The sequence below is a fragment of the Pseudomonas gessardii genome (assembly GCF_001983165.1).
GTDB lineage: Bacteria > Pseudomonadota > Gammaproteobacteria > Pseudomonadales > Pseudomonadaceae > Aquipseudomonas > Aquipseudomonas gessardii.
Window position 1 is genome coordinate 99,392 of sequence record NZ_MNPU01000015.1, and the last position, 25,719, is coordinate 125,110.

Sequence of the window (25,719 nt, forward strand, 5' to 3'; positions counted from 1 at the left end):
CGAAGGAAAGACTGAATGGACCGCGTGCGAAATCTTCTGGAACAGATCCGGAACCGCCTCGAAGAATTGAACAAGGCCGAGAAAAAAGTCGCCGAGGTCATCCTGCTCAACCCGCAGCAGGCGACCCGCTTCTCGATCGCCGCCCTCGCCCAGGCCGCCTCGGTCAGTGAACCGACGGTCAACCGTTTCTGCCGTTCGTTCGGCGTCAGCGGTTACCCTGAACTGAAATTGCAACTGGCGCAAAGCCTGGCCAGTGGCGCCGCTTATGTCAGCCGCGCCGTGGAGGCCGATGATAACCCCGAGGCCTACACGCAAAAGATTTTTGGCAGCGCCATCGCCTCCCTGGACAGCGCCTGCCAGGCCCTGGACCCGGCCCTTATCAGCAAGGCCGTGGACCTGTTGATCCAGGCGCGGCAGATCCACTTCTTTGGCCTTGGCGCCTCGGCCCCGGTGGCCATGGATGCCTTGCACAAGTTCTTCCGCTTCAACCTGTCGGTCACGGCCCATGCCGATGTGCTGATGCAGCGCATGATCGCCTCGGTGGCGCATACCGGCGAGCTGTTCGTGATCATTTCCTACACCGGCCGCACCCGCGAACTGGTGGAAGTGGCGCGCATCGCCCGGGAAAACGGCGCCTCGGTGCTGGGTGTGACCGCCGAAAACTCGCCACTGGCCAAGGTCAGCACGGTGAGCCTGAACATCCCGCTGCCGGAAGACACCGACATCTATATGCCGATGACCTCGCGGATCATTCAGTTGACGGTGCTGGATGTGCTGGCGACCGGCATGACCTTGCGCCGTGGTGTGGATTTCCAGCCGCATTTGCGCAAGATCAAGGAGAGCTTGAATGACAGCCGGTATCCAGTGGGGGATGAGTTCAACTAAAGCTGGAATCGCCCCCAGCAGGGCCGGCCCTATCGCAGGCAAGCCAGTTCCCACAGGCTGACCGAGTTCTACCTTGTGGAAGCGGGCTTGCCCGCGATGAGGCCCTGGGCAACACCACTAAACCCCCGCCCGGGCCTGCAAACTCAAATACGCCCGCTCCCCCGGCGCTAGGCTGGCCCCGGCCATGGCCGACTCGACACACACAAACCCCGCCGCCTCGTTGAAGCTCACCCCCAGCAACGGCCGGCTCCCCGGGTGCCAGACCACCGTATCGGCACTGTCGCCGGTATCAATGCACAGTTCGCGCTGCCAGGCGTGGTCCTTGAGCTGCAATTCGCCCTCATGCTGGAACACGCGCTGGCAGCCGCCATCGACACGCAGTTCACCTTCCTGCTGGCAAACCTGGCGACTCAATTGGTCGTAACCCTGCGCCCCATCGAGCCCAGACAGCGCTATCTCACCCACATTGCCAATCCGCCAGTAGGCGTGCAAAGCATGGCTCAATTGGCACGGCAGCTCATCCTGATGCTCGGTGCTCAAGCGCAGTTCGAGGGTTTCGCCCAAGTGTGCGTGCAAGTCCACCTGCCAGTCGCACAGTTGCAATTGCCAGTGCAGGCGCACGCCGTCATCGGCGGTGCTGCTGCCCAGCAGCTTCCAGTCAATCAAGCGCGCCCAACCATGGGATGGCCAGGCGTTTTCGCTGGGATGGCGGCCATACCACGGCCAGCATACGGGCACGCCGCCACGGATCGCCCCGACTTGCGGCCACCTGGCCGCGCACCACAACCAGGGTTTCTGGCCACGGGGCTGAAAATGCAGTAACTGCGCGCCCTGGCGACTGAACACCGCCTGGCACAGCGGGTGGTCGATCACCAATACGTCGCGCATCTGGAAGCGCTCCCAGGCAAACACCGGTCGCTCGCGCAGAGATTTGAAAAAGCGTTGCAGCGGTTGCTCATGCATGTGCCACGGTCCTGAATATCTTTACAGCGCAACCCAAAAAAAAGCGGATAGCCATGGCTACCCGCAAATGCGCACAGAGAGAAGGAGCTTATCGCAACAGCCTTAGAACACCGACTGAATTTTCAGGCCGGCCACCAGCGCGTTATCGACTTTATCCACGCCGCCCGGTTGCACGACGTATTGCAGGTTGGGACGCACGGTCAACCAGTTGGTGACGTGGAAGCCGTAGTTGATTTCAAAGTTGTACTCGGTTTCGCGGATCGGCATGAACGACAGGTCGTTGTAGTCGCTCACGCCATTGGCAATGTTGCGCAGCTCGGCGTTTTTCTTCACGTCTTCGTTGACGTGCAGGCGAGCGGCACCAATGCCCACGTCATCTTTTGGACGCGCGTTGAATGGGCCTTTGTACACCAACATGATCGACTGGTAGTTATCGACGGTGTTGGTCTCTTTGTCGTGGAACGTGGCATTGGCGGCAATGTTCAGGCCGCGGGAAGCGTCGCCGTTATGGGTGGTGAGTTGTTGCTGGGCAACGAACCAGTAGCCCTTCTTGCTGCTGCGGGTACGGTAGTCGGCGCCAGTGGTGGCCGCGTCATTGCCGTTGACGTCTTCACGCACATCGGGAGCATCGGCTGCGCTCTTGTAGTAGCCCACACGGTATTCGCCCGGCAGGTTATTGACCTTCGGCGACCAGACCAACTCCACCGGGATCACGGTGCCCTTGGTGCCACTGCCGCTGAGCTTGAAGCCGTTGCCGTGCTCCAGCTGCGAGGGGTTCTGGTTGTACGCGCCGATCTGCGCATACAGTTCCGGTGTGATGTGGTACTTCACGCGGATCGCGGCCTGGCTGACCGGCCAGTTGTACCAGGTGTTGACGTAGTTACCCACCTGGGAGCCGCAGAACGACAGGTTCTGGAAGTCGCACGGGAAGGTGTTGAAGTCTTCGCCTTCACCGAAGTAACCGAGTTTCACATCCAGCTTGTTGTCGAACATCTGGTGCTGGATCCAGAACTGGGTCAGGCGCACCATATGGCCACGGCCATACACTTCCTGAGACGAACTCAGGGTGCCGGCACGCGGGTCGCCGATACGGTCATTGGAAATGTTGCGGCCATTACGGCTGGTCATCTGGATCTTGGCCTGGGTGTTGTCCCAGCCCCAGAGCTTTTGCAGGTCCAGCGCAACGCCCAGACCGAACTGGTCGGCGTAACGCCCGGTCTTGTCATCGTTGTAGCCGCCACGGGCGTTGTAACCCGCTTCCCCCACGTAGTCGGCCTTGATGTCGATACCCTGCTCGATCAGCTTGGTCCGCTCGCCGCCCCAGTCGCCGGTCATCCACTTGGAATCGGCACTGAAGGCTTCGTCCGCCATCGCATTGGCAGACAAAACCAGCGCTGCCACTGCTGACAGCTGGCAGATCAAGCGAGTGTTGTTGTGTTGCTTTTTCATCCCTACATCCTCGTCTTTATTGTTATTAACTGTTTTTATCTAACGCGGTTTACATCTAGTTGCGAAACACCAACATCGAATATGTGGGAGCGGGCTTGCTCGCGATAGCCTCACTGCGGTGTGCCTGGTAGACCGCGTCGCCTCTATCGCGGGCAAGCCCGCTCCCACATTTTGATTTTCAGCGGCCCTTGAATTGGGTGACGTTGTCGGCGTGTTGCACTGGCACTGACGCGGCGGTACCCAGGCGTTCGCCGGTCTTGGCGTCGAACAGCAGCACCTTGGCCGGATCGAACTGCAAGGTCAGGCTCTCGCCCACTTGCGGCGCCACGTCCGGGGCCAGGCGGCAGCAGACCTTGGTGTCATTGAGCTGGACAAACACCAGGGTGTCCGGGCCCGTGGGCTCGGTTACCTGGACTTCGGCGCGAATGCTCGGCAGGCCATTGCCCTCGGGGCTGGCCAGGACAATCTGCTCCGGGCGCAGGCCAAGGATCACGTCGCGGTCTTCCAGGCCGGCGTCGCTCATGCCCAATGGCAATTCGCAGCGCGCCTGGCCGCTGTCGAGCAGGGCCAGCAGGCGGCCCTCCTGGCGTTGCAGGCGCAAGGGGATGAAGTTCATCGGCGGCGAGCCGATAAAGCTCGCCACGAACAGGTTGGCCGGATCGTTGTAGATCTCTTTCGGCGTGCCGAACTGCTGGATGATGCCGTCCTTCATCACTGCCACTTTGTCGCCCAGGGTCATGGCTTCGATCTGGTCGTGGGTCACGTAGACCGTGGTGGTTTTCAGGCGCTGGTGCATCAGTTTCATTTCGGTGCGCATCTCGACCCGCAGCTTGGCGTCGAGGTTGGACAGCGGTTCGTCGAACAAGTAGATCTTCGGCCGCCGCGCCAGCGCCCGGCCCATGGCCACGCGCTGTTGCTGGCCACCGGAGAGCTGGCCCGGCTTGCGGTTGAGCAGGTGTTCGATCTGCAACAGCTTGGCCACCCGCGCCACTTCCTCGTCGATGGCCGCCTGGCTCATCTTGCGGATTTTCAGGCCGAATTCGATGTTCTCGCGCACGCTCATGGTTGGGTACAGCGCGTAGGACTGGAACACCATGGCGATGTCCCGATCCTTGGGGCTCATGCCGCTGACGTCCTGGTCACCGATCATGATCGCGCCGCCGCTGATGTTTTCCAGGCCGGCGATGCAGTTCATCAAGGTCGATTTGCCGCAGCCCGAAGGCCCGACAAGAATCAGGAACTCGCCATCCTGGATCGACAGTTCGATGTTCTTCAGGGTGTCCGGCAGGCCGGCACCATAGGTCTTGTTCACGTTGCGAAGTTCGAGCGTAGCCATGATTACCCCTTGACCGCGCCGGCCGTGAGGCCGCGCACGAAATACTTGCCTGCGACCACATAGACCAGCAGGGTCGGCAGCCCGGCGATCATCGCCGCCGCCATATCCACGTTATATTCCTTGGCCCCGGTGCTGGTGTTGACCAGGTTGTTCAGCGCCACCGTGATGGGCTGCGAATCACCACTGGAGAACACTACGCCAAACAGGAAGTCGTTCCAGATCTGGGTGAACTGCCAGATCAGGCAGACCATGATGATCGGCGTGGACATCGGCAGAATGATCCGACGAAAGATGGTGAAAAACCCTGCACCATCCAGGCGTGCCGCCTTGACCAGCGCATCGGGAATGCTCACGTAGTAGTTACGGAAGAACAGCGTGGTAAACGCCAGGCCGTAGACCACATGCACAAACACCAGGCCAGTGGTGGTGCTGGCCAGGCCCATCTTGCCGAGGGTAAACGAGGCCGGCAGCAAGACGGTCTGGAACGGCAGGAAGCAGCCGAACAGCAACAGGCCGAAGAACAACTGCGAACCGCGAAAACGCCACATCGACAGCACGTAGCCATTCAATGCGCCGATGGTGGTGGAGATCAGCACCGCCGGGATGGTGATCATGAACGAGTTCCAGAAGTACCCGTTGACTGTGGCCCAGGCCTTGACCCAGCCGATCCCGGTGATCACCGTCGGCCAGCTCAGCAGGTTGCCGGTGCTGATATCTTCCGGGGTCTTGAAGCTGGTCAGCAGCATCACCACCAGCGGCACCAGGTACAGCACCACGGCCAGGATCAGCACCCCATGGATCGCCAGGCGGCTAAAGCTGATGGCAGGTTTGGCGAGACTAGTCATGGCGCTTGGTCCTCAGCTCGGAGTACAGGTAAGGCACGATGATTGCGAGGATCGCGCCGAGCATCAGGATCGCACTGGCCGAGCCCATGCCCATCTGGCCGCGACTGAAGGTGAAGGAATACATGAACATCGCCGGCAGGTCGGACGAGTAGCCAGGGCCACCGGCCGTCATTGCCGCCACCAGGTCAAAGCTCTTGATGGCGATGTGCGCGAGGATCATCACTGCGCTGAAGAACACCGGGCGCAGGCTGGGCAGTACCACGCTCCAGTAGATGCGCGGCAGGCTCGCGCCGTCGATCTGCGCGGCACGGATGATCGACTGATCAACCCCACGCAGGCCGGCGAGGAACATCGCCATGATAAAACCCGAGGCTTGCCATACCGCCGCGATCACCAGGCAATACACCACGCGGTCCGGGTCGATCAGCCAGTCCAGGCGAAAGCCTTCCCAGCCCCAGTCGCGCAGCAGTTTGTCCAGGCCCATGCCGGGGTTGAGCAGCCATTTCCAGGCGGTACCGGTGACGATCATCGAGAGCGCCATCGGGTACAGGTAGACGGTGCGGATAAAGCCTTCGCGACGGATGCGCTGGTCGAGGAAAACCGCCAGCAGCACACCAATCACCAGGGTGATGCCAATAAACATGCCGCCGAACAGCGCCAGGTTTTTGCTCGCCACCCACCAGCGATCGTTATCGAACAACCGCGCGTATTGCGCCAGGCCTACCCATTTGTAGGTGGGCAGGAAGGTGGAGTTGGTGAACGACAACACGAACGTCCACAGGATGTAGCCATAAAAGCCCACCAGGACGATGAACATGCTCGGCGCCAGCACCAGTTTGGGGAGCCAGCGCTGCAATGCATCGAACGGCGAGACCTTGCTGAACACAGCAACAGAACTCATGGGAAAATCCAGGGCAGGGAGTAAGGGGCTAACGGATAACCTTGAGGGGGCCGGCTTTAGGTGGGAGCTGGCTTGCCTGCGATGGCATCACCTGGGTGTCACTGCTACACCGAGGCGCCTGCATCGCGGGCAAGCTCGCTCCCACACTCAAGCCCAGCCTTCCAAGGGTTACTTGGCCGACTTGACCGCCGCACCCAGTTTCTTGGCGGTGTCGGCCGGATCGGCTTTCGGGTCGTTGATAAAGTTGGTCACCACATCAAAGAATGCGCCCTGTACCGCCAGCGTGGTCGCCATGTTGTGCGCCATGCTCGGCTGCAGGCCACCGGACTTGGCATCCGCGAGGAAATCCTTGGCCGCCGTCTGGGCACAGGCGTCGAAACCGTACTTGCCCATATCGGCCAGCATGTCGTTGCGCACCGGGATCGAGCCTTTGTTGATGCTGAAGACCTTTTGGAAGTTCTCGCCCAGCACCACCTTGGCGATGTCCTGCTGACCGGCCGAGGTGCCGGCATTTTTCTGCTTGAACACCGCCAGGGAGTCGATGTTGTAGGTGAAAGCCTTGTCGGTGCCCGGGAAGGCGACGCACTCGTAGTCCTTGCCGGCGACTTTCTTGGCGGCGGTCCACTCGGACTTCGCCCAGTCACCCATGATCTGCATGCCGGCCTTGCCGTTGATGACTTTGGCGGCTTCCAGGTTCCAGTCCTGGCCCTTGCCGTCGACATCCATATAGGTCGCGACCTTTTTCAGCTCGGTCAGCGCCTTGACCATCTGCGGGCCGGTCAGGGCCGCGTTGTCGAGGTCGACCAGGGCTTTTTTGTAACCGTCCACGCCCATGACCGAGAGCACCACGGCTTCAAACACCGTGCTGTCCTGCCAAGGCTGGCCACCGTGGGCGAGCGCAATGAAGCCGGCGGCCTTGAGCTTGTCACCGGCGGCATAGAATTCTTCAAGGGTCGTAGGATTTTTGCTGATGCCGGCTTTCTTGAACACTTGCGGGTTGATCCACAGCCAGTTGACGCGGTGGATGTTCACCGGCACGGCGACGTAATCACCTTCGTACTTCACCGTGTCGGAGACTTTCTTGTCGAGCAGCTCGTCCCACTTTTCAGCCTTGGCCACGTCTTTCAGGACATCGGTATCGAGCAGCCCGGTGGACGCCCATTCCTGGATGTCGGGGCCCTTGATCTGGGCAACGCCTGGCGGGTTGCCGGCGACCGCGCGGCTTTTCAGCACGGTCATGGCCGTGGCGCCACCGCCACCGGCGACGGCCCCGTCTTTCCAGGTGAAGCCGTCTTGCTCAACTTGGGCCTTCAGGACATCCACCGCCGCCTTCTCACCGCCCGAGGTCCACCAATGCACCACTTCAACCGTCCCTTTGGAGTCGGCGGCAAATGCACTGAGGGGAAACAACGAGGTCATGGAAATAGCGACGGCGAGGCGATTAATCGCGTTCATCTGAGTACCTTTTCTTGTTGTTATGCATGCAAGTCTGGCGCTTGCGCTGCATAGGATTCTAAACAGGGATTTTTGCCAGGCACGTAACAAAGGGATGGGTAAATGTCACCATTTGGTGACATAACAACCGGCCCCCAGCGCACTGGCCATGCTTGGCGATAACGGTAGGCCCGGCAGCAATACCGCCTGCCAGGCATGGTACAGGTCCGGCTTGCCACCCCAGATTCTGCTGGCGGGCTCGTTCTGCGGGTCGAGTTCGTGGTGCCAACTGCCCTGGGCCCGATCAATGAAGCGGGTTTCGCAGAACTCCCAAAAGCGCCGGTACCAGAGTTCGTAATGCCACTCGCCGGTGCGTTTGAGCAGGGCCTGGGCGGCGGCGCTGGCTTCGGCGTGGGTCCAGTGCAGGCGCTCGCGCACCACCGGGCGGTAGTGCCAGTCCAGGGTGTAGACCAGGCCAGGCGCGCCATCTACCGACCAGCCGTATTCGCAGGCACTGGCGAACAACCCCCGGGCCGCCTCCAGCAACCACTCGGGGGTGATGAGCCCCGCCTGCTGGCGCGCGGCTTCAAGGTGCAGTACTAGGCGCGCCCATTCAAAACCGTGGCCCGGGGTGATGCCATAGGGGCGAAAGCCATCGGCCGGGTTGTCTTCGTTGTAACGGTGCACGGGCTGCCAGTAGCGGTCGAAATGCTCGATCACCATAAATTCATTGGCGCCGGCGTGCTGATGGATCACCCGTTCGACAATGCGCAGCGCCCGGCCCAGCCAGCGTGTGTCACCGGTGACATCGGCCAGGGCGAGAAAAGCCTCAGTGGCGTGCATGTTGCTGTTGGCACCGCGATAGGCTTCTTCGCCGCTCCAGTCCCGGGCGAAGGATTCAAGCATGGCACCCTCCTCCTCGCTCCAGAAATACTGGTCGATGATCTGGATGGCGTCCGCCAGCAAGGCTTGTGCCCCAGGGGCCCCCGCCACCACCGCCGAACTGGCGGCCAGGGCGACAAAAGCATGCAGGTAGGCGGCCTTGCCCGTGTTGCCGTCACGCGCACCAGGGGCGGCAAACCAACCGCCATGCTCGGCGTCGCGCAGCGGGCCACTGAGGCTGGCCACACCGTGCTCGACGAGCCCGGCATACCCCGGCAGGCCTTGGGCGTGGGCCATGGCGAAGCTGTGGGTCATGCGCGCGGTGTTCATGGTTTCGGCGTGGGTATCGCTGGGCAGGTAGCCCTGGTCGTCGAGGTTGCCGAAGCCTTCAGGCAGCCGGGAGGCCTTGGCAAAGCCCAGCAGGCGCTGGCCTTCGGCGGCGAGCCAGGCATGATGGGCAGGTGCGTTCAGCCAACTGCTGGCAGGCAGTGGTTGCATGGTCATGGGTGGCCCTTTTTGTTTTTGTGGGATGACCGCAGTCTAAACAAGGGCCGGGAACGGGCAGGTAACGAAAGGGCGAGGAAATGTCACCAGGTTGTGACATTGGTCGGCGCCGGTTTGCCGGCGCCGACCATCACAATGGGGTTACTGGCCCAGGGGCGCGACCCTGGCCGGCGCGCTCACTTCCCGTTGCAGGTTCTGCATCTGGGTCTGCAAGGTCGTAATGTTGCGGGTGGTCTGGATGCGGAACACGTCGAACTCTTTATTCGACGGCCCTTCGGTGGCGGCGCGGTTGTCCAGCTCGCTCTTGATCACCAGCAAGTCCTGCTCCAGGCGGGCAATGGCCGTGGCCGGATTGCCCTGCTTCTTCAAGGCGGCTACCTCCGTGCCCAGCTCCTTGACGTCGGCATTCAACTTGGCGGCTTCGGCCTGCGCGGCCTTGAGGGCCGTCAGTTCGGCGGCCAACGTTTGCACCTGGGCCTGCAACCGGGTATTGGCGGTGGTCAGGTCCGTGGTACTGGCACTCATCTGCGCCAGGCGCTTGTCCAGGTCGGTGGCCTGGCCCGCCACGCCCAATTGCTGCTTGCCCTGCTCCAGCAATTGGCTTTCCAACTGTTTGATCTGCAGCTTCAGCGCTTCACTGCCGGTATTGACGTTGGCCTCACTGGCCACCACCTTGCCGGAAATGTCCTGCAAGCGGCCGGCGGCCTCCTCGCTGATGCGCGCAAAGCTTTCCTGGGTCGCCACCAGTTGCTGCCCCATCAGGGAGATCTGCTGGAAACTCCACCATGCCAGCCCCACGAAGGCAAACAGCAGCGCGCCGACCAGGGCCCACAACGGCCCGGTACTGGCACTCTTGACCTTGACCACCGGCGCCGGGCGCGAGCGTATGGACGTGGCCGCTGTCGGCACAAAATCATCGTCGTCGCCAACGTCGGCCCGCAGGCTCGGTACATTGTCGAAGTCGTCTTTACTGTCGTTACGCATGAATCAACCTTGAAATAGCCACATAAAAAGCCAAGCTGCGGGAGTATAAACCTCTGGCCCGTAGCCTTGGTCGACCTGCAATCGAAAAATCGCGTCCCGGTGTTACCGACGCTACTGGGCGCCCGGCGCCTGGACTTTCCACCAATGGCAAAACTCATCGAGGGCCGTCCACAGGCTGACCTTGGGCTGGTAGTCGAGGTAGTGCCGTGCGCGGCTGATATCCAGGGTGAAGTCCTTGTTCATCACCTGCATCCCCAGGCGTGACAGCGACGGTTCCGGGCGCCCCGGCCACATCGCGCAACAGGCTTCATTGAGTGCCGCGATGCTGTAGGACAAGCCGTAGGAACGGTAACGCGTGACCTGGGGCATTTCCATCTGGCGCATCACGTAGTTGACCACGTCCCACACTGGCACCGGCGTGCCGTTACTGATGTTATAGGCCTTGCCCAGCGCCGAGCCGGTGGCCAGCAGGCTGCTGAGCAGGGCCTCGTTGAGGTTGTGCACGCTGGTGAAATCGACCTTGTTCAGGCCATCGCCGACGATGGCCAGGCGCTTCTTGCGCTGCATGTTCAACAGGCGCGGGAAGATGCTCATATCCCCGGCACCGGTGACAAAGCGCGGGCGCAGGGCCAGCACTTCAAGGCCGAACTCCTGGGCGCCGAAAACTTTTTGCTCAGCCAGGTACTTGGTGGCCGCATAGGGGTGCTTGAAACGCTTGGGCACTTGCTCTTCGGTCAGCCCCAGGTGATCGCGGCCATCGAAATAGATCGACGGTGACGACAAGTGCACCAGGCGCCCGACCCGTTGCTTGAGGCAGGCTTCGACCACGTTTTCGGTGACCTGCACATTGCCCTGGTAGAAGTCCTGGTAACGCCCCCACACCCCTACGGCGCCGGCACAATGGACCACGGCTTCGACGTCGCGGCACAGGTCGCGCACCAGGTCTGGGTCATTCAAGTCACCCTGGATAAATTCAGCGCCACGCCGTACCAGGTGCTCGACGCCCTCGGCCCGCCGCCCGTTGACCCGCACGTCCAGGCCCTGCTCCAGGGCGAAACGCGCAAAGCGCCCGCCAATAAAGCCGCTTGCGCCGGTGACCAGAATTTTCATGTGTTACCCCGTGTTCTTTCATTTTTCATCGCAGTTGCGTTGACGCCGACAGTCACTCCAACGGCACCAGCCATTGGCCGGTTGCCCGTGCCAGATGCTCGGTCAGCAAGCCGAGCAATTGCCCACCACTGCGCCAATGATGCCAGTACAACGGCACATCAATGGGTTTATCTGGCAATAACTCCACCAGCACGCCCCGTTGCAATTGCTCACGCACCTGCAACTCCGGCACCAGCCCCCACCCCAGGCCGGCCTCGGTCAGGCGGATAAAACCTTCGGAAGACGGGCATAAATGGTGCTCGAAACCGCCGTCCACACCCAGCGACGCGAGGTAACGATGTTGCAAAAAATCATCCGGGCCAAATACCAGCGCCGGGGTCCGTGCCAGTTGATCGGCACGCACCCCGCCGGGAAAGTGCCGGGCGATAAACGCCGGGCTGGCCAGCGCCCGATAGCGCATGGCCCCCAGCAGCAGGCTGCGGGCACCGGCCACCGGACGCTCGCTGGCGCAGACACAGGCCGCCACTTCGCCGGCGCGCATGCGCTTGAGGCCGACGGTCTGGTCTTCCACCACCAGGTCCAGCAACAAATGTTGCTCGGCGCAAAAGTCCCCCACCGCCTGCGCCCACCACGTCGCCAGGCTGTCGGCATTGATGGCAATCCGCAGGCGTTCGGGCATGCCCTCTTCGTCCAGGGCTGGCACCTGGCTTTGCAGGTCGCGCTCCAGCAGGCGCACCTGTTGCACATGGTTGAGCAGGCGCCGGCCGATTTCCGTGGGGGTCGGCGGCGTCGCACGTACCAGTACCGGCTGGCCGATGCGCGCTTCAAGCAACTTGATGCGCTGGGAGATGGCCGATTGCGACACCCCCAGCACTTGGGCGCCGCGCTCGAAACCGGCCTGTTCCACCACCGCCGCCAGGGCAGAGAGCAATTTATAGTCGAACATCAGTTTTCCTAATGAGCGATGAGCAATATTGGTTTTTCTTATACAGCGCCAGACCGGAGAATGGCCAGCATCCCGCGCCTCTCTTCTTTCAAGGATCCCCCAATGGCTGGCGAAACCGCCCTGGCAACCCTGCTGCGCAGCATGAGCCCACAGCTCAATACCGGCGACTATGTGTTCTGCACCCTGGCCGACAACCGCCTGCCCGATTGCGAGGTGATCGGCAGTTTTCGCGAACAGGAAGGGCTGACGGTGATTGTCGAGCGCCAACAGGCCGAGCAGGCCGGTCTGGCCTTCGAGTATGTGGCGGCGTGGATCACCTTGAATGTGCATTCGGCCCTGGAAGCGGTGGGCCTGACCGCCGCCTTCGCCAGCGCCCTGGGACGTGCCGGGATCAGTTGCAATGTGGTCGCCGGCTACTACCACGACCACCTGTTTGTTGGCCGTAACGATGCGCAGCGTGCAATGCACGTGTTGCAACAACTGGCAGCGGGCGCGGAGTAAATCCTATGTGGCAGAGTTATGTAAACGGCCTGCTGGTGGCCCTGGGGCTGATCATGGCCATCGGTACGCAAAACGCATTTGTATTGGCACAGAGCTTGCGCCGCGAACATCACCTGCCGGTGGCGGCCCTGTGCGTGGTGTGCGATGCGCTGCTGGTGGCCGCCGGGGTGTTTGGCCTGGCGACGGTGCTGGCGCATAACCCTGTGCTGCTGGCGATTGCACGTTGGGGCGGGGCGGCGTTCCTGCTGTGGTACGGCGCCCTGGCCCTGCGCCGGGCCTGTTCGCGGCAAAGCCTGGGGCAAGGCGCAGGGCAAAAGGTCCGTTCCTTACGCGCGGTGATGCTCAGCGCCCTGGCCGTGACCCTGCTCAACCCCCACGTGTACCTGGACACGGTGTTACTGATCGGCTCCCTGGGCGCCCAGCAAACCGAACCGGGGGCCTATGTGGCAGGCGCCGCCAGCGCTTCGTTGCTGTGGTTTTCCGCCCTGGCCCTGGGCGCGGCATGGCTGGCCCCGTGGCTGGCACGCCCGGCCACCTGGCGCCTGCTGGACCTGCTGGTGGCGGTGATGATGTTCAGTGTGGCCTATCAATTGATCAGCGCCTGAGGATTATTCCAAAACGCTCTGGAACCTCTATTCCACACAGTTGTTGCGTGGTTTTGCCGCACCCCCGGTGCTATGATCCAGACCCTGCGCCGCAAAGAGTACAAACTCCCCGGCGCTTGTTTGGCCGCCCGTGATCGGCCTTGCGCTCACCGCAACTGACCTGATTAGGAGAATTATCATGGCTTTCGAATTGCCGCCGCTGCCGTATGCACACGATGCCCTGCAGCCGCACATTTCCAAGGAAACCTTGGAATACCACCACGACAAGCACCACAACACCTATGTCGTGAACCTGAACAACCTGGTGCCTGGCACCGAGTTTGAAGGCAAGACCCTGGAAGAGATCGTCAAGTCCTCTTCGGGTGGCATCTTCAACAACGCTGCCCAGGTCTGGAACCACACCTTCTACTGGAACTGCCTGGCGCCAAACGCCGGCGGTCAACCGACCGGCGCACTGGCTGAAGCGATCAATGCCGCGTTCGGTTCGTTCGACAAGTTCAAGGAAGAGTTCACCAAGACGTCGGTCGGCACCTTCGGTTCCGGTTGGGGCTGGCTGGTGAAAAAGGCTGACGGTTCCCTGGCCCTGGCCAGCACCATCGGCGCCGGCAACCCGCTGACCAGCGGCGACACCCCGCTGCTGACCTGCGACGTCTGGGAACACGCCTACTACATCGACTACCGCAACGTGCGTCCAAAGTATGTGGAAGCGTTCTGGAACCTGGTCAACTGGAAGTTCGTTGCCGAGCAGTTTGAAGGCAAAACCTTCACTGCGTAAGTAACCCTTGCAGTAAAAAAGAGCCCGGCGATTGCCGGGCTTTTTTGGTTGCTTGACAATAAAAACACCCCAGCAATAACGGAACTCATAGACAAGAGTTGACCACGAAACATAGGAGCGGAAATAACTCCCTCATATTTTTTCAGGAGTATCAACTATGCTCGGAATGATCACTGGGATGATGGGGATGGCCACAAGCGCCTTGCCAGGGATAGGACAACTTGTGGGCGCGGTAGCGGGAGCAGTGGCGGATAAGATAAAGGGTGATGGATCAGATGAGTCAGACGAGTGCAAGAATCACCAGCACGAAAAAGTAGCCGCACAGGTCCACCAGCAAACAACGACGAGCTTTACTTATAATCACTAGAACAATCGATGCCCCCACCCGGGAGGCTGAAAAGTCATACGGCCGCGCTCCCGCCAACACTGTAAAAGGGCGGCGGAATGATCCGCCTCCCGCCCTATCCGGCTCCATCCGACAGCCTCCAGACGCCACAAGCCGCAATGTTCCTTTGACTGCCACCACGGGATTGCCAATACTCATGGCATATTGAGGCTACCCGCATGGAACAAGGAATGACCCTTTGAAGCTGGAACTCAAAAACAGCTTGTCGGTGAAGTTGCTCCGGGTGGTGCTGCTGTCGGCACTGATAGTGGGCGTGGCACTGAGCGTGGCGCAGATCGTCTTTGATGCCTACAAGACACGCCAGGCGGTGGCCGGCGATGCCCAGCGCATCCTCGATATGTTTCGCGACCCCTCGACCCAGGCCGTCTATAGCCTGGATCGCGAAATGGGCATGCAGGTCATCGAGGGCCTGTTTCAGGATGATGCGGTACGCATGGCCTCCATTGGCCATCCCAACGAGCCGATGCTCGCCGAGAAGAGCCGGGATTTGCAGCACTCCCCCAGCCGCTGGCTGACGGACGTCATCCTGGGCCGGGAACGCACCTTCACCATCCCGCTGGTAGGGCGCGGGCCTTATAGCGAGTATTACGGCGACCTGAGCATCACCCTCGACACCGCCACCTATGGCCAGGGTTTTATCGTCAACTCGGTGATCATCTTTATCTCCGGGGTGCTGCGCGCCCTGGCCATGGGCCTGGTGTTGTACCTGGTCTATCACTGGCTGCTGACCAAGCCGCTGTCGCGGATCATCAGCCACCTGAGTTCGATCAACCCCGACCGTCCCAGCGAGCACAAGATCCCGCAGCTCAAGGGCCATGAAAAAAATGAACTGGGGCTGTGGATCAACACCGCCAACCAGCTGCTGGCCTCGATCGAACGCAACACCCACCTGCGCCATGAAGCGGAAAACAGCCTGCTGCGCATGGCCCAGTACGATTTTCTCACCGGCCTGCCCAACCGCCAGAAACTGCAAGAGCAACTGGACAAGATCCTGACCGACGCCGGGCGCCGTCAACGCCGGGTCGCAGTGTTGTGTGTGGGGCTGGATGACTTCAAGAGTGTCAACGAGCAGTACACCTACCAGGCCGGCGACCAATTGCTGCTGGCCCTGGCCGACCGCCTGCGGGCCCACAGTGGCCGGCTCGGGGCCCTGGCGCGCCTGGGCGGCGACCAGTTCGCCCTGGTCCAGGCCGATATCGAGCAACCCTACGAAGCCGCCGAGCTGGCCCAAAGCATCCTCGACGACCTGGAAGCCGAGTTCGCCCTCGACCACGAACAGATCCGCCTGCGCGCCACCATCGGTATCACCTTGTTCCCCGAAGACGGCGACAGCACCGAGAAGCTGCTGCAAAAGGCCGAGCAGACCATGACCCTAGCCAAGAGCCGCTCGCGCAATCGCTACCAGTTCTATATCGCCAGTGTCGACAGCGAGATGCGCCGCCGCCGCGAGCTGGAAAAAGACCTGCGCGACGCCTTGAGCCGCAACCAGTTTCACTTGGTGTACCAACCGCAGATCAGCTATCTCGATCATCGCGTGGTCGGTGTCGAGGCGCTGATCCGCTGGCAACACCCGGAACACGGCCTGGTGCCACCCGATCTGTTTATCCCCCTGGCGGAACAGAACGGCACCATCATCCCCATTGGCGAATGGGTGCTGGACCAGGCCTGCCGGCAACTGCGCGAATGGCATGACCTGGGGTTTACCGAGCTGCGCATGGCGGTCAACCTGTCCACGGTGCAACTGCACCACGCCGAGCTGCCGCGGGTGGTCAACAACCTGCTGCAGATCTATCGCCTGCCGCCGCGCAGCCTGGAGCTGGAAGTGACCGAGACCGGCCTGATGGAAGACATCAGCACCGCCGCCCAGCACCTGTTGAGCCTACGCCGCTCCGGCGCGCTGATTGCCATCGATGACTTCGGTACTGGCTACTCCTCCCTGAGCTACCTGAAAAGCCTGCCCCTGGACAAAATCAAGATCGACAAGAGCTTTGTCCAGGACCTGCTGGATGACGATGACGATGCCACCATCGTGCGGGCGATCATCCAGCTGGGCAAAAGCCTGGGCATGCAAGTGATCGCCGAAGGCGTGGAGACGCCTGAGCAGGAGGCCTACATCATCAGCGAAGGCTGCCACGAAGGTCAGGGCTACCACTACAGCAAACCCCTGCCGGCGCGCGAGCTGGCGGCCTACCTCAAGCAGGCCGAACGCAATAACGCGGCGATCCTCTAGGCCCATGCTGGCCACCCAGGGCGCGGCCTTGGGCGGCCGGGGCTGGCCTATTAAATTTTTACGGCGTTAACCCTTTACAGAAAATGCAAATCTTTCGCATTATGTTGCAGTTTTGCGCGCCGCATTGCGCCCCGATCCACTACCGAAGCAGGATGTTCGCCATGATTCGTATGCCCCTGGCCACCGCCAGTCTGCTGGCCATTGCCATTTCTCTCGCCGGCTGCGGCGAGGGTAAAGACAAGGCCGCCGCTCCCCAGGCGCCGACGCCAGCTGCCAGCACGGCCGCTCCAGCGGCTGGCGCTACCGCCGGCCAGGTTGACGAGGCGGCCGCCAAGGCGGTCGTCGCGCATTACGCAGACCTCGTGTACGCGGTGTACAGCGACGCCGAGGCCACCGCAAAAACCCTGCAGACCGCGATCGACACCTTCCTCGCCAACCCCAACGACCAGACCCTGAAGGCCGCCCGTACCGCCTGGATCGCCGCGCGCGTACCGTACCTGCAGAGCGAAGTGTTCCGCTTCGGCAACACCATCATTGACGATTGGGAAGGTCAGGTGAACGCCTGGCCACTGGACGAAGGCCTGATCGACTATGTCGACAAATCCTACGAACACGCCCTCGGCAACCCGGGCGCCACCGCCAATATCATCGCCAACACCCAGATCCAGGTCGGCGAAGACAAGATCGACGTCAAGGAAATCACCCCGGAAAAACTCGCCAGCCTCAATGAGCTGGGCGGCTCCGAGGCCAACGTCGCCACCGGCTACCACGCCATCGAGTTTTTGCTGTGGGGCCAGGACCTGAACGGCACCGGCCCTGGCGCCGGCAACCGTCCAGCGTCGGACTACCTGCAGGGCGACGGCGCCACCGGTGGGCATAACGAGCGTCGCCGCACCTACCTGCGCGCCGTGACCCAACTGCTGGTCAGCGACCTTGAGGAAATGGTCGGCAACTGGAAACCCAACGTCGAAGACAACTACCGCGCCACCCTGCAAGCAGAACCAGCGACCGACGGCTTGCGCAAGATGCTGTTCGGCATGGGCAGCCTGTCCCTGGGTGAACTGGCGGGCGAGCGCATGAAGGTGTCCCTGGAAGCCAACTCGCCGGAAGACGAGCACGACTGCTTCAGCGACAACACCCACAACTCGCAGTTCTACGACGCCAAGGGCATCCGCAACGTCTACCTGGGCGAATACACCCGCACCGATGGCACCCAGCTGACCGGCGCCAGCCTGTCGTCCCTGGTGGCCAAGGCCGACCCGGCTGCCGATGAAGCCCTCAAGGCTGACCTGGCGGCTACCGAAGCGAAGATCCAGGTCATGGTCGACCACGCCAACAAGGGTGAGCACTACGACCAGTTGATCGCCGCCGGCAACACCGCCGGCAACCAGATCGTGCGCGACGCCATCGCCGCCCTGGTCAAGCAGACCGGCTCCATCGAGCAAGCGGCCGGCAAGCTGGGCATCGGCAACCTGAACCCGGACAGCGCTGATCACGAGTTCTGATCCGCACGGTTTGAATGAGGCGGCCTTCGGGTCGCCTTTTTTGTACTCATCACAAAACCCATGTGGGAGCTGGCTCCCCATTAAGCCAAGTCCTACATCAGATCCGCACGCCCTTTGCAGCCCCCGGTTTACAAGCCCTGCCCCGTAGGTAGAATGGCGCCTCCGACTATCACCCGAGCGCAATACATGGCAATGCCGACCCTGCGGATCATTGGTTTCATCATCGGCATCTTCCTGATTACCCTCGCGGTCGCCATGGTCGTGCCCATGGCCACCCTGGTGTTTTACGAACGCACCAGCGACCTGCCGTCCTTTCTCTGGGCGAGCCTGATCACTTTTATTGCCGGCCTGGCCCTGGTGATCCCCGGGCGCCCGGCACAGGTGCAACTGCGCCCCCGGGACATGTACCTGCTGACCGTCAGCAGTTGGGTGGTGGTGTGTATCTTTGCCGCCCTGCCGTTTCTGCTGACCCAGCACATCAGCTATACCGACTCGTTCTTTGAAAGCATGTCCGGCATCACCGCCACTGGCGCCACCGTGCTCAGTGGCCTGGACACCATGTCCCCGGGCATCCTGATGTGGCGCTCGATGCTGCACTGGCTCGGCGGCATCGGTTTTATCGGCATGGCGGTGGCGATCCTGCCGCTGCTGCGCATCGGTGGCATGCGCCTGTTCCAGACCGAATCCTCGGATCGCTCCGAGAAGGTCATGCCGCGCTCGCACATGGTGGCGCGCCTGATCGTGGCGGCCTATGTCGGCATCACCATCCTCGGCAGCCTGGGGTTCTGGTGGGCCGGCATGGGCCTGTTCGATGCGATCAACCACGCGATGTCGGCCATTTCCACCGGGGGGTTCTCCACTTCCGATGAGTCCCTGGCCCACTGGAAACAACCGGCGGTGCACTGGGTAGCCGTGGTGGTGATGATCCTCGGCAGCCTGCCGTTTGCCCTGTATGTCGCCACGATGCGCGGCAACCGCAAGGCGCTGATCAAGGACCAGCAGGTACAAGGCCTGCTCGGAATGCTGCTGGTGACCTGGATCGTACTCGGCACCTGGTACTGGTGGACCACCAACCTGCACTGGCTGGATGCGCTGCGCCATGTGGCGCTGAACGTCACGTCCGTGGTGACCACCACCGGCTTTGCCCTGGGCGACTACAGCCTGTGGGGCAATTTCTCGCTGATGCTGTTCTTCTACCTGGGCTTTGTCGGCGGTTGCTCGGGCTCCACCGCCGGCGGGATCAAGATCTTTCGCTTCCAGGTCGCCTATATCCTGCTCAAGGCCAACTTGAACCAGCTGATTCACCCCAGGGCGGTGATCAAGCAGAAATACAACGGTCATCGCTTGGACGAAGAGATCGTGCGCTCGATCCTGACGTTCTCATTCTTCTTTGCCATCACCATCTGCACCATCGCCCTGGCCCTGTCACTGCTGGGCGTGGACTGGATGACCGCCTTGACCGGCGCGGCCAGTACCGTCTCCGGCGTGGGCCCAGGGTTGGGCGAGACCATCGGCCCGGCCGGCAACTTCGCGACCCTGCCGGACGCCGCCAAGTGGATCCTGTCCCTGGGCATGCTGCTGGGCCGGCTGGAGATCATTACGGTGTTTGTGCTGTGCATTCCGGCGTTCTGGCGGCACTGACACTCGCCGACGTCTCCAGCAACCGCGCCCGGTATTCGCCGGGCGTGGCATCGAACCAGCGGCGAAAGGCGCGGAAGAAGTTGCTCGGGTCGGCAAACCCCAACAGGTAGGCAATTTCCAACAGGGTCATGCTCGGCTGCGCCAGGTACTGTTCGGCCAGTTCGCGGCGGGTGTCGTCGAGCAAGGTCTGGAAGCTGGTGCCCTCCTCCTGCAAGCGGCGCTGCAAGGTGCGCTGGGACAAGTGCAACGTCTGCGCCACCACCTCACGCTTGGGCTCGCCCTGGGGCAACAGCCGGCACAGCACCTGGCGGGCCTTGTGGGTCACCCGGCTCTCGGAGAACCTGGCCAGGTATTCCCCGGCAAACCGATCGTGCAGCAGCGCCATCGCTTCATTGGCGGTGGGCAGCGGCGCTTCCATATCGGCGCGCTCGAAGATCAGCGCGTCATACGGCGCATTGAACACCAGCGGCGCATGAAAGGCCTGCTTATAGGGTTCCAGGTCCACCGGCTGATCCCCCTGCACCAACACCTTGCGCGGCTGCAACGTGCGCCCGGTCAGCCAGCCACATAACGCCAGGGCACAGGCCAGCGAGGCCTCGGCGCTTTGCCGGGTTGGCGGCAGGTGGTCGCCGTGGACCGTGAGGATCAGGGCGTAGCCTTCGGGCAGCAGGCAAAAACTCAGGTCGGCACTTTCGGCGATGATCCGCTGGTAGCGCACCAACCGGGCAAAGCCTTCGGCCAGGGTGCTGCTGGACATCAAGGCATACCCGGCCACATGGAACGACGCCGGGCGCACCACCTTGCCCATGTTCAGGCCGATGGCCGGATTACCCGACACCTCCACCGCCCGCTGCCAGAGCCGGGTCATGGCGTCCTGGGGGAAACGCGCATCGGGGTCATCCAGGGCGCTGTAATCCAGGCCCAACTGTTTGAACAGGGCGCGGCAATCCAGGCCATCGAGCTCCAGCGCCTTGACTATCCCCATCGCCCAGCTTGCAGAAGTCGTTCGTTCGTTCATGGCGTTTTCTTGCACGCTGTCTATGACGGGACGGCTGAAACCGCAGCCTGGAACCCAAGGATACTAAAGTGGCGTCTATTGTCACTGGCCCTTGCCAGTGATGACTCTAGACTCAAATAAGCTCCCCGCCGAACACCCGCCGGGCACAACCACCACCAGAGGGCCAACCGCCATGGAAAATACCAGGCAATTCAATAGCTTCGCCGAGTTCTATCCGTATTACCTGAGCGAGCACGGCAACAGTACCTGCCGACGGTTGCATTTTATCGGCACCAGCCTGGTGATTTTTATTCTCGCGTTCGCCATCGGCAAGGGCGCCTGGTGGCTGCTGTGGGTCCTGCCGGTGGCCGGCTACAGCTTTGCCTGGGTCGGGCACTTCTTCTTTGAAAAGAACCGCCCGGCAACGTTCCAGCATCCGTTCTACAGCCTGCTGGGGGATTTCGTGATGTACCGCGACATGATTCTGGGCAAGGTGCCGTTCTGACCCCAGCGACAAGCCAGGCCGGCGTGTGACCTCTTGTCACTTGCGCCTTGCCGAGAAAGGTTCAGGCATTTGGCGAGATAAAAGTCTTTTTGTCATTTGCAGTGCTGTATCCTGCCCAGGCTTTGTGAAAAGCGCGGCACACCTGCAATTGCACAACAGACCTTGCGAGGAGCGACGACGATGCACGAGATCCCTAATCTCCCCTTCCCAAGCCTGCACGAGACCGAGCAGCCAACCCCGCAACAGGCCAGCAGCGACAAGCCAGCACCGGCACAGGCAACACCGGTCGAGAGCGATAGCGAAGACTGACCGCAACACCCAGACCGTGTGGAAAGCGTGACATTGCGCGCTTTCCACACCGCCTGAATCACGAGACACGCAACATGCCCGATACCCCCCGCAATCCCCCCGACGAAGCGTTACTCGGCACCGCCCTGCAAATGGTCGACGTGTGGAGCCGCCTCAGCCCGGAAAAACAGGCGCTGCTGCTCAAGCGCTTCGGCACCCAGGAAAATGCCCTGGCCGCGCTGGTGACCACGCGCATGCTCAACCCAGCCCCACTGTAGAGGCCGGCTCGCCAGCGATGGCGCCAGGTTTTAGGCCCTGCGCGCGCCAAAGCACCGGTATCATAAGCAGCCTATCTTTTCCTGCCGCGCCAGTGGACCTTTCCCATGCCAGATACCCAGCGCCCCATGGCGGTCACGCTGCAAGTCGTCTCCATCGTGCTGTTTACCTTTATCGGCTACCTGAATATCGGCATTCCCCTGGCCGTCTTGCCGGGCTATGTCCACAGCGACCTGGGCTTTGGCGCCGTGATCGCGGGCCTGGTGATCAGCGTGCAGTACCTGGCCACCCTGCTGAGCCGGCCCTATGCCGGGCGCATCATCGATAACCGCGGCAGCAAGCGCGCGGTGATGTACGGCCTGGCCGGTTGCGGCTTGAGCGGGGTGTTCATGCTGGCATCCGCCGCCCTGACCCATCTGCCGGCTCTGAGCCTGGCCAGCCTGCTGATTGGCCGGCTGGTGCTGGGCAGTGCCGAAAGCCTGGTGGGATCGGGCTCCATTGGCTGGGGCATTGGCCGGGTCGGCGCGGCGAATACCGCCAAGGTCATCTCCTGGAACGGTATCGCCAGCTACGGTGCCCTGGCGATTGGCGCACCGCTGGGGGTGCTGCTGGTCAGCCGGTTCGGGCTGTGGAGCATGGGTGTAAGCATCATTGCCCTGGCGGTGCTGGGCCTGTTGCTGGCCTGGCCGAAAGTCGCGGCGCCCATCGTGGTCGGCGAGCGCCTGCCCTTCATGCATGTGCTCGGCCGCGTGCTGCCCCACGGCTGTGGGCTGGCCCTGGGCTCCATTGGCTTTGGCACCATCGCCACGTTTATCACCCTGTATTACGCGACCCAGCACTGGGATAACGCGGTGCTGTGCCTGAGCCTGTTCGGCGCCAGCTTTATCGGGGCGCGGTTGCTGTTCGGCAACCTGATCAACCGCATCGGTGGGTTTCGCGTGGCGATTGCCTGCCTGTCGGTAGAAACCCTTGGCCTGTTGCTGTTGTGGCTGGCGCCAAGTGCCGAACTGGCCCTGGCGGGCGCGGCCTTGAGCGGCTTCGGGTTTTCCCTGGTGTTTCCGGCGCTGGGGGTTGAAGCGGTCAACCTGGTGCCCGCCTCCAGCCGTGGCGCGGCGGTGGGGGCCTATTCGTTGTTTATCGACTTGTCATTGGGGATCACCGGGCCATTGGCCGGGGCGATTGCGGCGGGTTTCGGCTTTGCCTCGATCTTTCTGTTTGCCGCGTTGGCGGCCTGCGCCGGGCTGCTGCTGAGCCTGTACCTGTACCGCCAGGCGCCCAAGTACCGCGACGCCCGTAACGCCGGCTAGAAATCCACCTTGCCGCGCCCGGCCTTGATGCTGCCGCGCTTGGTCTTGGATTCCAGGCGCCGCTTTTTCGAGCCCAGGGTGGGTTTGGTGGGGCGGCGTTTTTTCTCGACCTTGGTCGCGCTGAGGATCAACTCCACCAGGCGCTCCAGGGCATCGGCGCGGTTCTGTTCCTGGGTCCGGTATTGCTGGGCCTTGAGGATCAGCACGCCTTCGCTGGTAATGCGGCTGTCACGCAGTGCCAGCAAGCGTTCCTTGTAGAACGGCGGCAACGACGAAGCGCCGATATCAAAGCGCAAGTGCACGGCGCTGGAGACCTTGTTGACGTTCTGCCCGCCTGCGCCCTGGGCGCGGATGGCCGTCAACTCGATTTCGGCATCGGGCAGGTGCACGTTACTGGAGATCACCAACATGGAAAGCGGGTCCGTGGGTTGCAGGGGCCGGCAAGCCGGCTCCTGCAGTGTGGGCTAGTTGTTCAGCGAGGATACAGCACTCACGTCGGCCAGCGCCTTGCGCTTGTTCTTGAGCACATAGCACACCCACATAAAGACCACCCAGACCGGAATCGCGTACACCGAGACCTGGATCCCCGGAATCAGCAACATGACCCCCAGGATAAACACCACGAACGCCAGGCACACGTAATTGCCGTAGGGGTACCACAGCGCCTTGAACAACGGCACCTGGCCGGTGCGGTTCATGTGCTGGCGGAACTTGAAGTGCGAGAAGCTGATCATCGCCCAGTTGATCACCAACGTGGCCACCACCAGGGACATCAGCAGTTCCAGGGCGTGCTGCGGGATCCAGTAGTTCATCAACACCGCCACCAGGGTGACGGCCGCCGAGGCGAGGATCGAACGCACGGGCACGCCGCGCTTGTCGATCTTCGCCAAGGCCGCCGGCGCGTCGCCCTGCTCGGCCATGCCCAGCAGCATGCGGCTGTTGCAGTAAGTGCCGCTGTTGTACACCGACAGCGCCGCCGTCAGCACCACGAAGTTGAGGATATGCGCGGCGGTGTTGCTGCCCAGCATCGAGAACACCTGCACGAACGGGCTACCGCTGTAGGCATCGCCCGAGGCGTTCAAGGTCACCAGCAGGCTGTCCCATGGTGTCAGCGACAGCAGCACCACCAGGGCGCCGATGTAGAAAATCAGGATGCGATAGATCACCTGATTGATCGCCTTGGGGATCACGGTGCGTGGCTGGTCCGCCTCGGCGGCGGTAAAACCGAGCATTTCCAGGCCGCCAAACGAGAACATGATGATCGCCATGGCCATCACCAGGCCACCGACGCCATGGGGGAAGAACCCGCCGTGCTCCCACAGGTTGGTCACCGACGCCTGTGGCCCGCCGGTGCCGCTGACCAGCAGGTAGCTGCCCAGGGCGATCATGCCGACAATCGCCACCACCTTGATAATTGCAAACCAGAACTCGGCCTCGCCAAACACTTTGACGTTGGCCAGGTTGATCACATTGATCAGCACGAAAAACGCTGCCGCCGAGACCCAGGTCGGAATCTCCGGCCACCAGTAGTGCACGTACTTGCCGACGGCCGTCAGCTCCGACATGCCCACCAGAATATAGAGGATCCAGCAGTTCCAGCCCGACAGAAAGCCTGCGAAACCGCCCCAATACTTGTGGGCAAAATGGCTGAAGGATCCGGCCACTGGCTCTTCGACGATCATTTCGCCCAATTGGCGCATGATCATAAAGGCAATGAAACCGCAGATGGCATAGCCGAGGATCATCGACGGGCCGGCTGACTTCAGCACCCCCGCCGAGCCCAGGAACAGGCCGGTACCGATCGCGCCACCGAGGGCGATCAATTGAATATGACGATTTTTCAGGCCGCGCTTCAGTTCGCCTGAATGCGAGTTGGGTCCACTCATGAAAAGGGTCTCACGCAAGGTTTGATGATGTTCACTACACGATGCTGCTTTGAAACCGGCTCAAGCAGCGCCGATCAAACCCCAGCGCAAACACCAGGAGTCCAGCGTCTTTCTAACGGTCATGCGTCACCTGTTTGTTTTTATCTGTGACGAAATCGAACCCGTCCGGCTTATGGCCAGGCGGAATTAACAAGGCAGCGAGCCTTGCAGGCCTTTTGCGTGGATACGCAAGGGGGGGTCACAGTAAAACGCGGCGCATTGTACACCGCCCGATCCGTTCGCGAGGGTCGCGGGGGAGATTGTTCGCCAAGTGGAAGACTTTCCTTACAGAAAGACTCCATAGAGAGCCTGCCCTGCGTAGGCTCGACTCAATCGTAAAACAATCGTTACACCACGGAAGCCATTCCTGACACTTCACCGCACAAGCTGCAAGATCGAGTAGGAGGCGGATTCACATCCGCCGTCCTCTCACACCACCGTACGTACGGTTCCGTATACGGCGGTTCAGGTTATACGGTTAAGTCGGTTTATCGTATCCAGTATCGAGACCAGCCCGAG

General features: G+C 61.7%; 24 protein-coding genes. 11 read left to right on the forward strand and 13 right to left on the reverse strand.

What is annotated here, in order from left to right; all coding sequences use genetic code 11:
* Positions 1-24: 24 nt before the first annotated feature.
* Positions 25-885 carry a MurR/RpiR family transcriptional regulator gene (locus BLL38_RS13020; protein WP_169866643.1) on the forward strand — a complete coding sequence of 287 codons (861 nt, stop codon included), beginning with the start codon at positions 25-27 and terminating at the stop codon, positions 883-885.
* Between the two features lie 117 nt (positions 886-1,002).
* On the opposite strand, the gene BLL38_RS13025 is transcribed toward BLL38_RS13020, so the two are convergent.
* The 10 genes from BLL38_RS13025 to BLL38_RS13070 form a co-directional block, all read right to left on the reverse strand.
* Positions 1,003-1,848 carry a D-hexose-6-phosphate mutarotase gene (locus BLL38_RS13025; RefSeq protein WP_076962953.1) on the reverse strand — a complete coding sequence of 282 codons (846 nt, stop codon included), beginning with the start codon at positions 1,846-1,848 and terminating at the stop codon, positions 1,003-1,005.
* Positions 1,849-1,950: 102 nt separating this feature from the next.
* The gene (locus BLL38_RS13030) at positions 1,951-3,297 is read right to left on the reverse strand and encodes a carbohydrate porin (RefSeq protein ID WP_076962954.1); all 1,347 of its coding nucleotides are present in this window, start codon (positions 3,295-3,297) and stop codon (positions 1,951-1,953) included.
* Positions 3,298-3,475: 178 nt separating this feature from the next.
* Positions 3,476-4,633 carry an ABC transporter ATP-binding protein gene (locus tag BLL38_RS13035; RefSeq protein ID WP_076962955.1) on the reverse strand — a complete coding sequence of 386 codons (1,158 nt, stop codon included), beginning with the start codon at positions 4,631-4,633 and terminating at the stop codon, positions 3,476-3,478.
* 2 nt (positions 4,634-4,635) lie between these two features.
* Positions 4,636-5,478: a carbohydrate ABC transporter permease gene (locus BLL38_RS13040; RefSeq protein WP_076962956.1), complete on the reverse strand. Its 843-nt coding sequence runs from the start codon at positions 5,476-5,478 to the stop codon at positions 4,636-4,638.
* On the reverse strand, positions 5,471-6,379 hold the full coding sequence (locus BLL38_RS13045) for a carbohydrate ABC transporter permease (RefSeq protein ID WP_076962957.1): 909 nt from the start codon (positions 6,377-6,379) through the stop codon (positions 5,471-5,473). The genes BLL38_RS13040 and BLL38_RS13045 overlap by 8 nt, the downstream gene beginning before the upstream one ends.
* Positions 6,380-6,547: 168 nt before the next feature.
* A complete protein-coding gene (locus tag BLL38_RS13050) occupies positions 6,548-7,834 on the reverse strand; it encodes an ABC transporter substrate-binding protein (RefSeq protein WP_076962958.1) in 1,287 nt (428 codons plus the stop codon).
* 105 nt (positions 7,835-7,939) lie between these two features.
* Entirely contained in the window at positions 7,940-9,199 is a 1,260-nt protein-coding gene (locus BLL38_RS13055) for a D-mannose isomerase (RefSeq protein ID WP_076962959.1), read from the reverse strand.
* A gap of 141 nt (positions 9,200-9,340) precedes the next feature.
* Positions 9,341-10,183, reverse strand: coding sequence for an ATPase (locus BLL38_RS13060; protein WP_076962960.1), 843 nt, complete (start codon positions 10,181-10,183; stop codon positions 9,341-9,343).
* Positions 10,184-10,294: 111 nt separating this feature from the next.
* Entirely contained in the window at positions 10,295-11,293 is a 999-nt protein-coding gene (locus BLL38_RS13065; RefSeq protein ID WP_076962961.1) for an NAD-dependent epimerase/dehydratase family protein, read from the reverse strand.
* Between the two features lie 52 nt (positions 11,294-11,345).
* A complete protein-coding gene (locus tag BLL38_RS13070; protein ID WP_076962962.1) occupies positions 11,346-12,239 on the reverse strand; it encodes a LysR family transcriptional regulator ArgP in 894 nt (297 codons plus the stop codon).
* A gap of 102 nt (positions 12,240-12,341) precedes the next feature.
* Between BLL38_RS13070 and BLL38_RS13075 the strand changes: the two genes are divergently transcribed.
* The 6 genes from BLL38_RS13075 (at position 12,342) to BLL38_RS13105 (ending at position 19,902) form a co-directional block, all read left to right on the forward strand.
* A complete protein-coding gene (locus BLL38_RS13075; RefSeq protein ID WP_076962963.1) occupies positions 12,342-12,740 on the forward strand; it encodes an ACT domain-containing protein in 399 nt (132 codons plus the stop codon).
* A 5-nt stretch (positions 12,741-12,745) separates the two neighbouring features.
* The gene (locus BLL38_RS13080) at positions 12,746-13,345 is read left to right on the forward strand and encodes a LysE/ArgO family amino acid transporter (RefSeq protein WP_076962964.1); all 600 of its coding nucleotides are present in this window, start codon (positions 12,746-12,748) and stop codon (positions 13,343-13,345) included.
* Between the two features lie 178 nt (positions 13,346-13,523).
* Entirely contained in the window at positions 13,524-14,120 is a 597-nt protein-coding gene (locus BLL38_RS13085; protein ID WP_003212997.1) for a superoxide dismutase, read from the forward strand.
* Between the two features lie 584 nt (positions 14,121-14,704).
* On the forward strand, positions 14,705-16,756 hold the full coding sequence (locus BLL38_RS13095) for a putative bifunctional diguanylate cyclase/phosphodiesterase (RefSeq protein ID WP_076962966.1): 2,052 nt from the start codon (positions 14,705-14,707) through the stop codon (positions 16,754-16,756).
* Between the two features lie 161 nt (positions 16,757-16,917).
* Positions 16,918-18,261 carry an imelysin family protein gene (locus BLL38_RS13100; RefSeq protein WP_076962967.1) on the forward strand — a complete coding sequence of 448 codons (1,344 nt, stop codon included), beginning with the start codon at positions 16,918-16,920 and terminating at the stop codon, positions 18,259-18,261.
* A gap of 186 nt (positions 18,262-18,447) precedes the next feature.
* Entirely contained in the window at positions 18,448-19,902 is a 1,455-nt protein-coding gene (locus BLL38_RS13105; protein WP_076962968.1) for a TrkH family potassium uptake protein, read from the forward strand.
* Here the strand turns inward: BLL38_RS13105 and BLL38_RS13110 are convergent.
* Positions 19,859-20,920 (reverse strand): AraC family transcriptional regulator, encoded by a 1,062-nt coding sequence (locus BLL38_RS13110; RefSeq protein WP_076962969.1) that lies wholly within the window; start codon positions 20,918-20,920, stop codon positions 19,859-19,861. The two genes, BLL38_RS13105 and BLL38_RS13110, sit on opposite strands and share 44 nt — an antisense overlap.
* 172 nt (positions 20,921-21,092) lie before the next feature.
* Here BLL38_RS13110 and BLL38_RS13115 point away from each other — a divergent pair, with 172 nt between their 5' ends.
* The 4 genes from BLL38_RS13115 (at position 21,093) to BLL38_RS13125 (ending at position 23,275) form a co-directional block, all read left to right on the forward strand.
* On the forward strand, positions 21,093-21,404 hold the full coding sequence (locus BLL38_RS13115) for an Mpo1-like protein (protein ID WP_076962970.1): 312 nt from the start codon (positions 21,093-21,095) through the stop codon (positions 21,402-21,404).
* Between the two features lie 180 nt (positions 21,405-21,584).
* Positions 21,585-21,713 (forward strand): hypothetical protein, encoded by a 129-nt coding sequence (locus BLL38_RS31665; protein WP_257154369.1) that lies wholly within the window; start codon positions 21,585-21,587, stop codon positions 21,711-21,713.
* Positions 21,714-21,787: 74 nt separating this feature from the next.
* Positions 21,788-21,970, forward strand: coding sequence for a hypothetical protein (locus tag BLL38_RS13120; protein ID WP_076962971.1), 183 nt, complete (start codon positions 21,788-21,790; stop codon positions 21,968-21,970).
* Between the two features lie 105 nt (positions 21,971-22,075).
* On the forward strand, positions 22,076-23,275 hold the full coding sequence (locus BLL38_RS13125; protein ID WP_076962972.1) for an MFS transporter: 1,200 nt from the start codon (positions 22,076-22,078) through the stop codon (positions 23,273-23,275).
* Here BLL38_RS13125 and arfB read toward each other — a convergent pair.
* Both arfB and BLL38_RS13135 read right to left on the reverse strand, forming a co-directional pair.
* Complete coding sequence (gene arfB / locus BLL38_RS13130; RefSeq protein WP_029296355.1) at positions 23,272-23,685, reverse strand: alternative ribosome rescue aminoacyl-tRNA hydrolase ArfB; 414 nt, start codon at positions 23,683-23,685, stop codon at positions 23,272-23,274. The two genes, BLL38_RS13125 and arfB, sit on opposite strands and share 4 nt — an antisense overlap.
* A 54-nt stretch (positions 23,686-23,739) precedes the next feature.
* Complete coding sequence (locus tag BLL38_RS13135) at positions 23,740-25,161, reverse strand: amino acid permease (protein WP_076962973.1); 1,422 nt, start codon at positions 25,159-25,161, stop codon at positions 23,740-23,742.
* Positions 25,162-25,719: the final 558 nt, after the last annotated feature.

Coding starts and splice junctions, on each gene's coding strand:
- BLL38_RS13120 (WP_076962971.1), top strand. CDS start 21,788: ATGCCCGATACCCCCCGCAATCCCCCCGACGAAGCGTTACTCGGCACC.
- BLL38_RS13040 (WP_076962956.1), bottom strand. CDS start 5,478: ATGACTAGTCTCGCCAAACCTGCCATCAGCTTTAGCCGCCTGGCGATC.
- BLL38_RS13075 (WP_076962963.1), top strand. CDS start 12,342: ATGGCTGGCGAAACCGCCCTGGCAACCCTGCTGCGCAGCATGAGCCCA.
- BLL38_RS13100 (WP_076962967.1), top strand. CDS start 16,918: ATGATTCGTATGCCCCTGGCCACCGCCAGTCTGCTGGCCATTGCCATT.
- BLL38_RS13050 (WP_076962958.1), bottom strand. CDS start 7,834: ATGAACGCGATTAATCGCCTCGCCGTCGCTATTTCCATGACCTCGTTG.
- BLL38_RS13135 (WP_076962973.1), bottom strand. CDS start 25,161: ATGAGTGGACCCAACTCGCATTCAGGCGAACTGAAGCGCGGCCTGAAA.
- BLL38_RS13105 (WP_076962968.1), top strand. CDS start 18,448: ATGGCAATGCCGACCCTGCGGATCATTGGTTTCATCATCGGCATCTTC.
- BLL38_RS13070 (WP_076962962.1), bottom strand. CDS start 12,239: ATGTTCGACTATAAATTGCTCTCTGCCCTGGCGGCGGTGGTGGAACAG.
- BLL38_RS13045 (WP_076962957.1), bottom strand. CDS start 6,379: ATGAGTTCTGTTGCTGTGTTCAGCAAGGTCTCGCCGTTCGATGCATTG.
- BLL38_RS13030 (WP_076962954.1), bottom strand. CDS start 3,297: ATGAAAAAGCAACACAACAACACTCGCTTGATCTGCCAGCTGTCAGCA.
- BLL38_RS13085 (WP_003212997.1), top strand. CDS start 13,524: ATGGCTTTCGAATTGCCGCCGCTGCCGTATGCACACGATGCCCTGCAG.
- BLL38_RS13110 (WP_076962969.1), bottom strand. CDS start 20,920: ATGAACGAACGAACGACTTCTGCAAGCTGGGCGATGGGGATAGTCAAG.
- BLL38_RS13125 (WP_076962972.1), top strand. CDS start 22,076: ATGCCAGATACCCAGCGCCCCATGGCGGTCACGCTGCAAGTCGTCTCC.
- BLL38_RS13060 (WP_076962960.1), bottom strand. CDS start 10,183: ATGCGTAACGACAGTAAAGACGACTTCGACAATGTACCGAGCCTGCGG.
- BLL38_RS13055 (WP_076962959.1), bottom strand. CDS start 9,199: ATGACCATGCAACCACTGCCTGCCAGCAGTTGGCTGAACGCACCTGCC.
- BLL38_RS31665 (WP_257154369.1), top strand. CDS start 21,585: ATGCACGAGATCCCTAATCTCCCCTTCCCAAGCCTGCACGAGACCGAG.
- arfB (WP_029296355.1), bottom strand. CDS start 23,685: ATGTTGGTGATCTCCAGTAACGTGCACCTGCCCGATGCCGAAATCGAG.
- BLL38_RS13035 (WP_076962955.1), bottom strand. CDS start 4,633: ATGGCTACGCTCGAACTTCGCAACGTGAACAAGACCTATGGTGCCGGC.
- BLL38_RS13115 (WP_076962970.1), top strand. CDS start 21,093: ATGGAAAATACCAGGCAATTCAATAGCTTCGCCGAGTTCTATCCGTAT.
- BLL38_RS13080 (WP_076962964.1), top strand. CDS start 12,746: ATGTGGCAGAGTTATGTAAACGGCCTGCTGGTGGCCCTGGGGCTGATC.
- BLL38_RS13025 (WP_076962953.1), bottom strand. CDS start 1,848: ATGCATGAGCAACCGCTGCAACGCTTTTTCAAATCTCTGCGCGAGCGA.
- BLL38_RS13065 (WP_076962961.1), bottom strand. CDS start 11,293: ATGAAAATTCTGGTCACCGGCGCAAGCGGCTTTATTGGCGGGCGCTTT.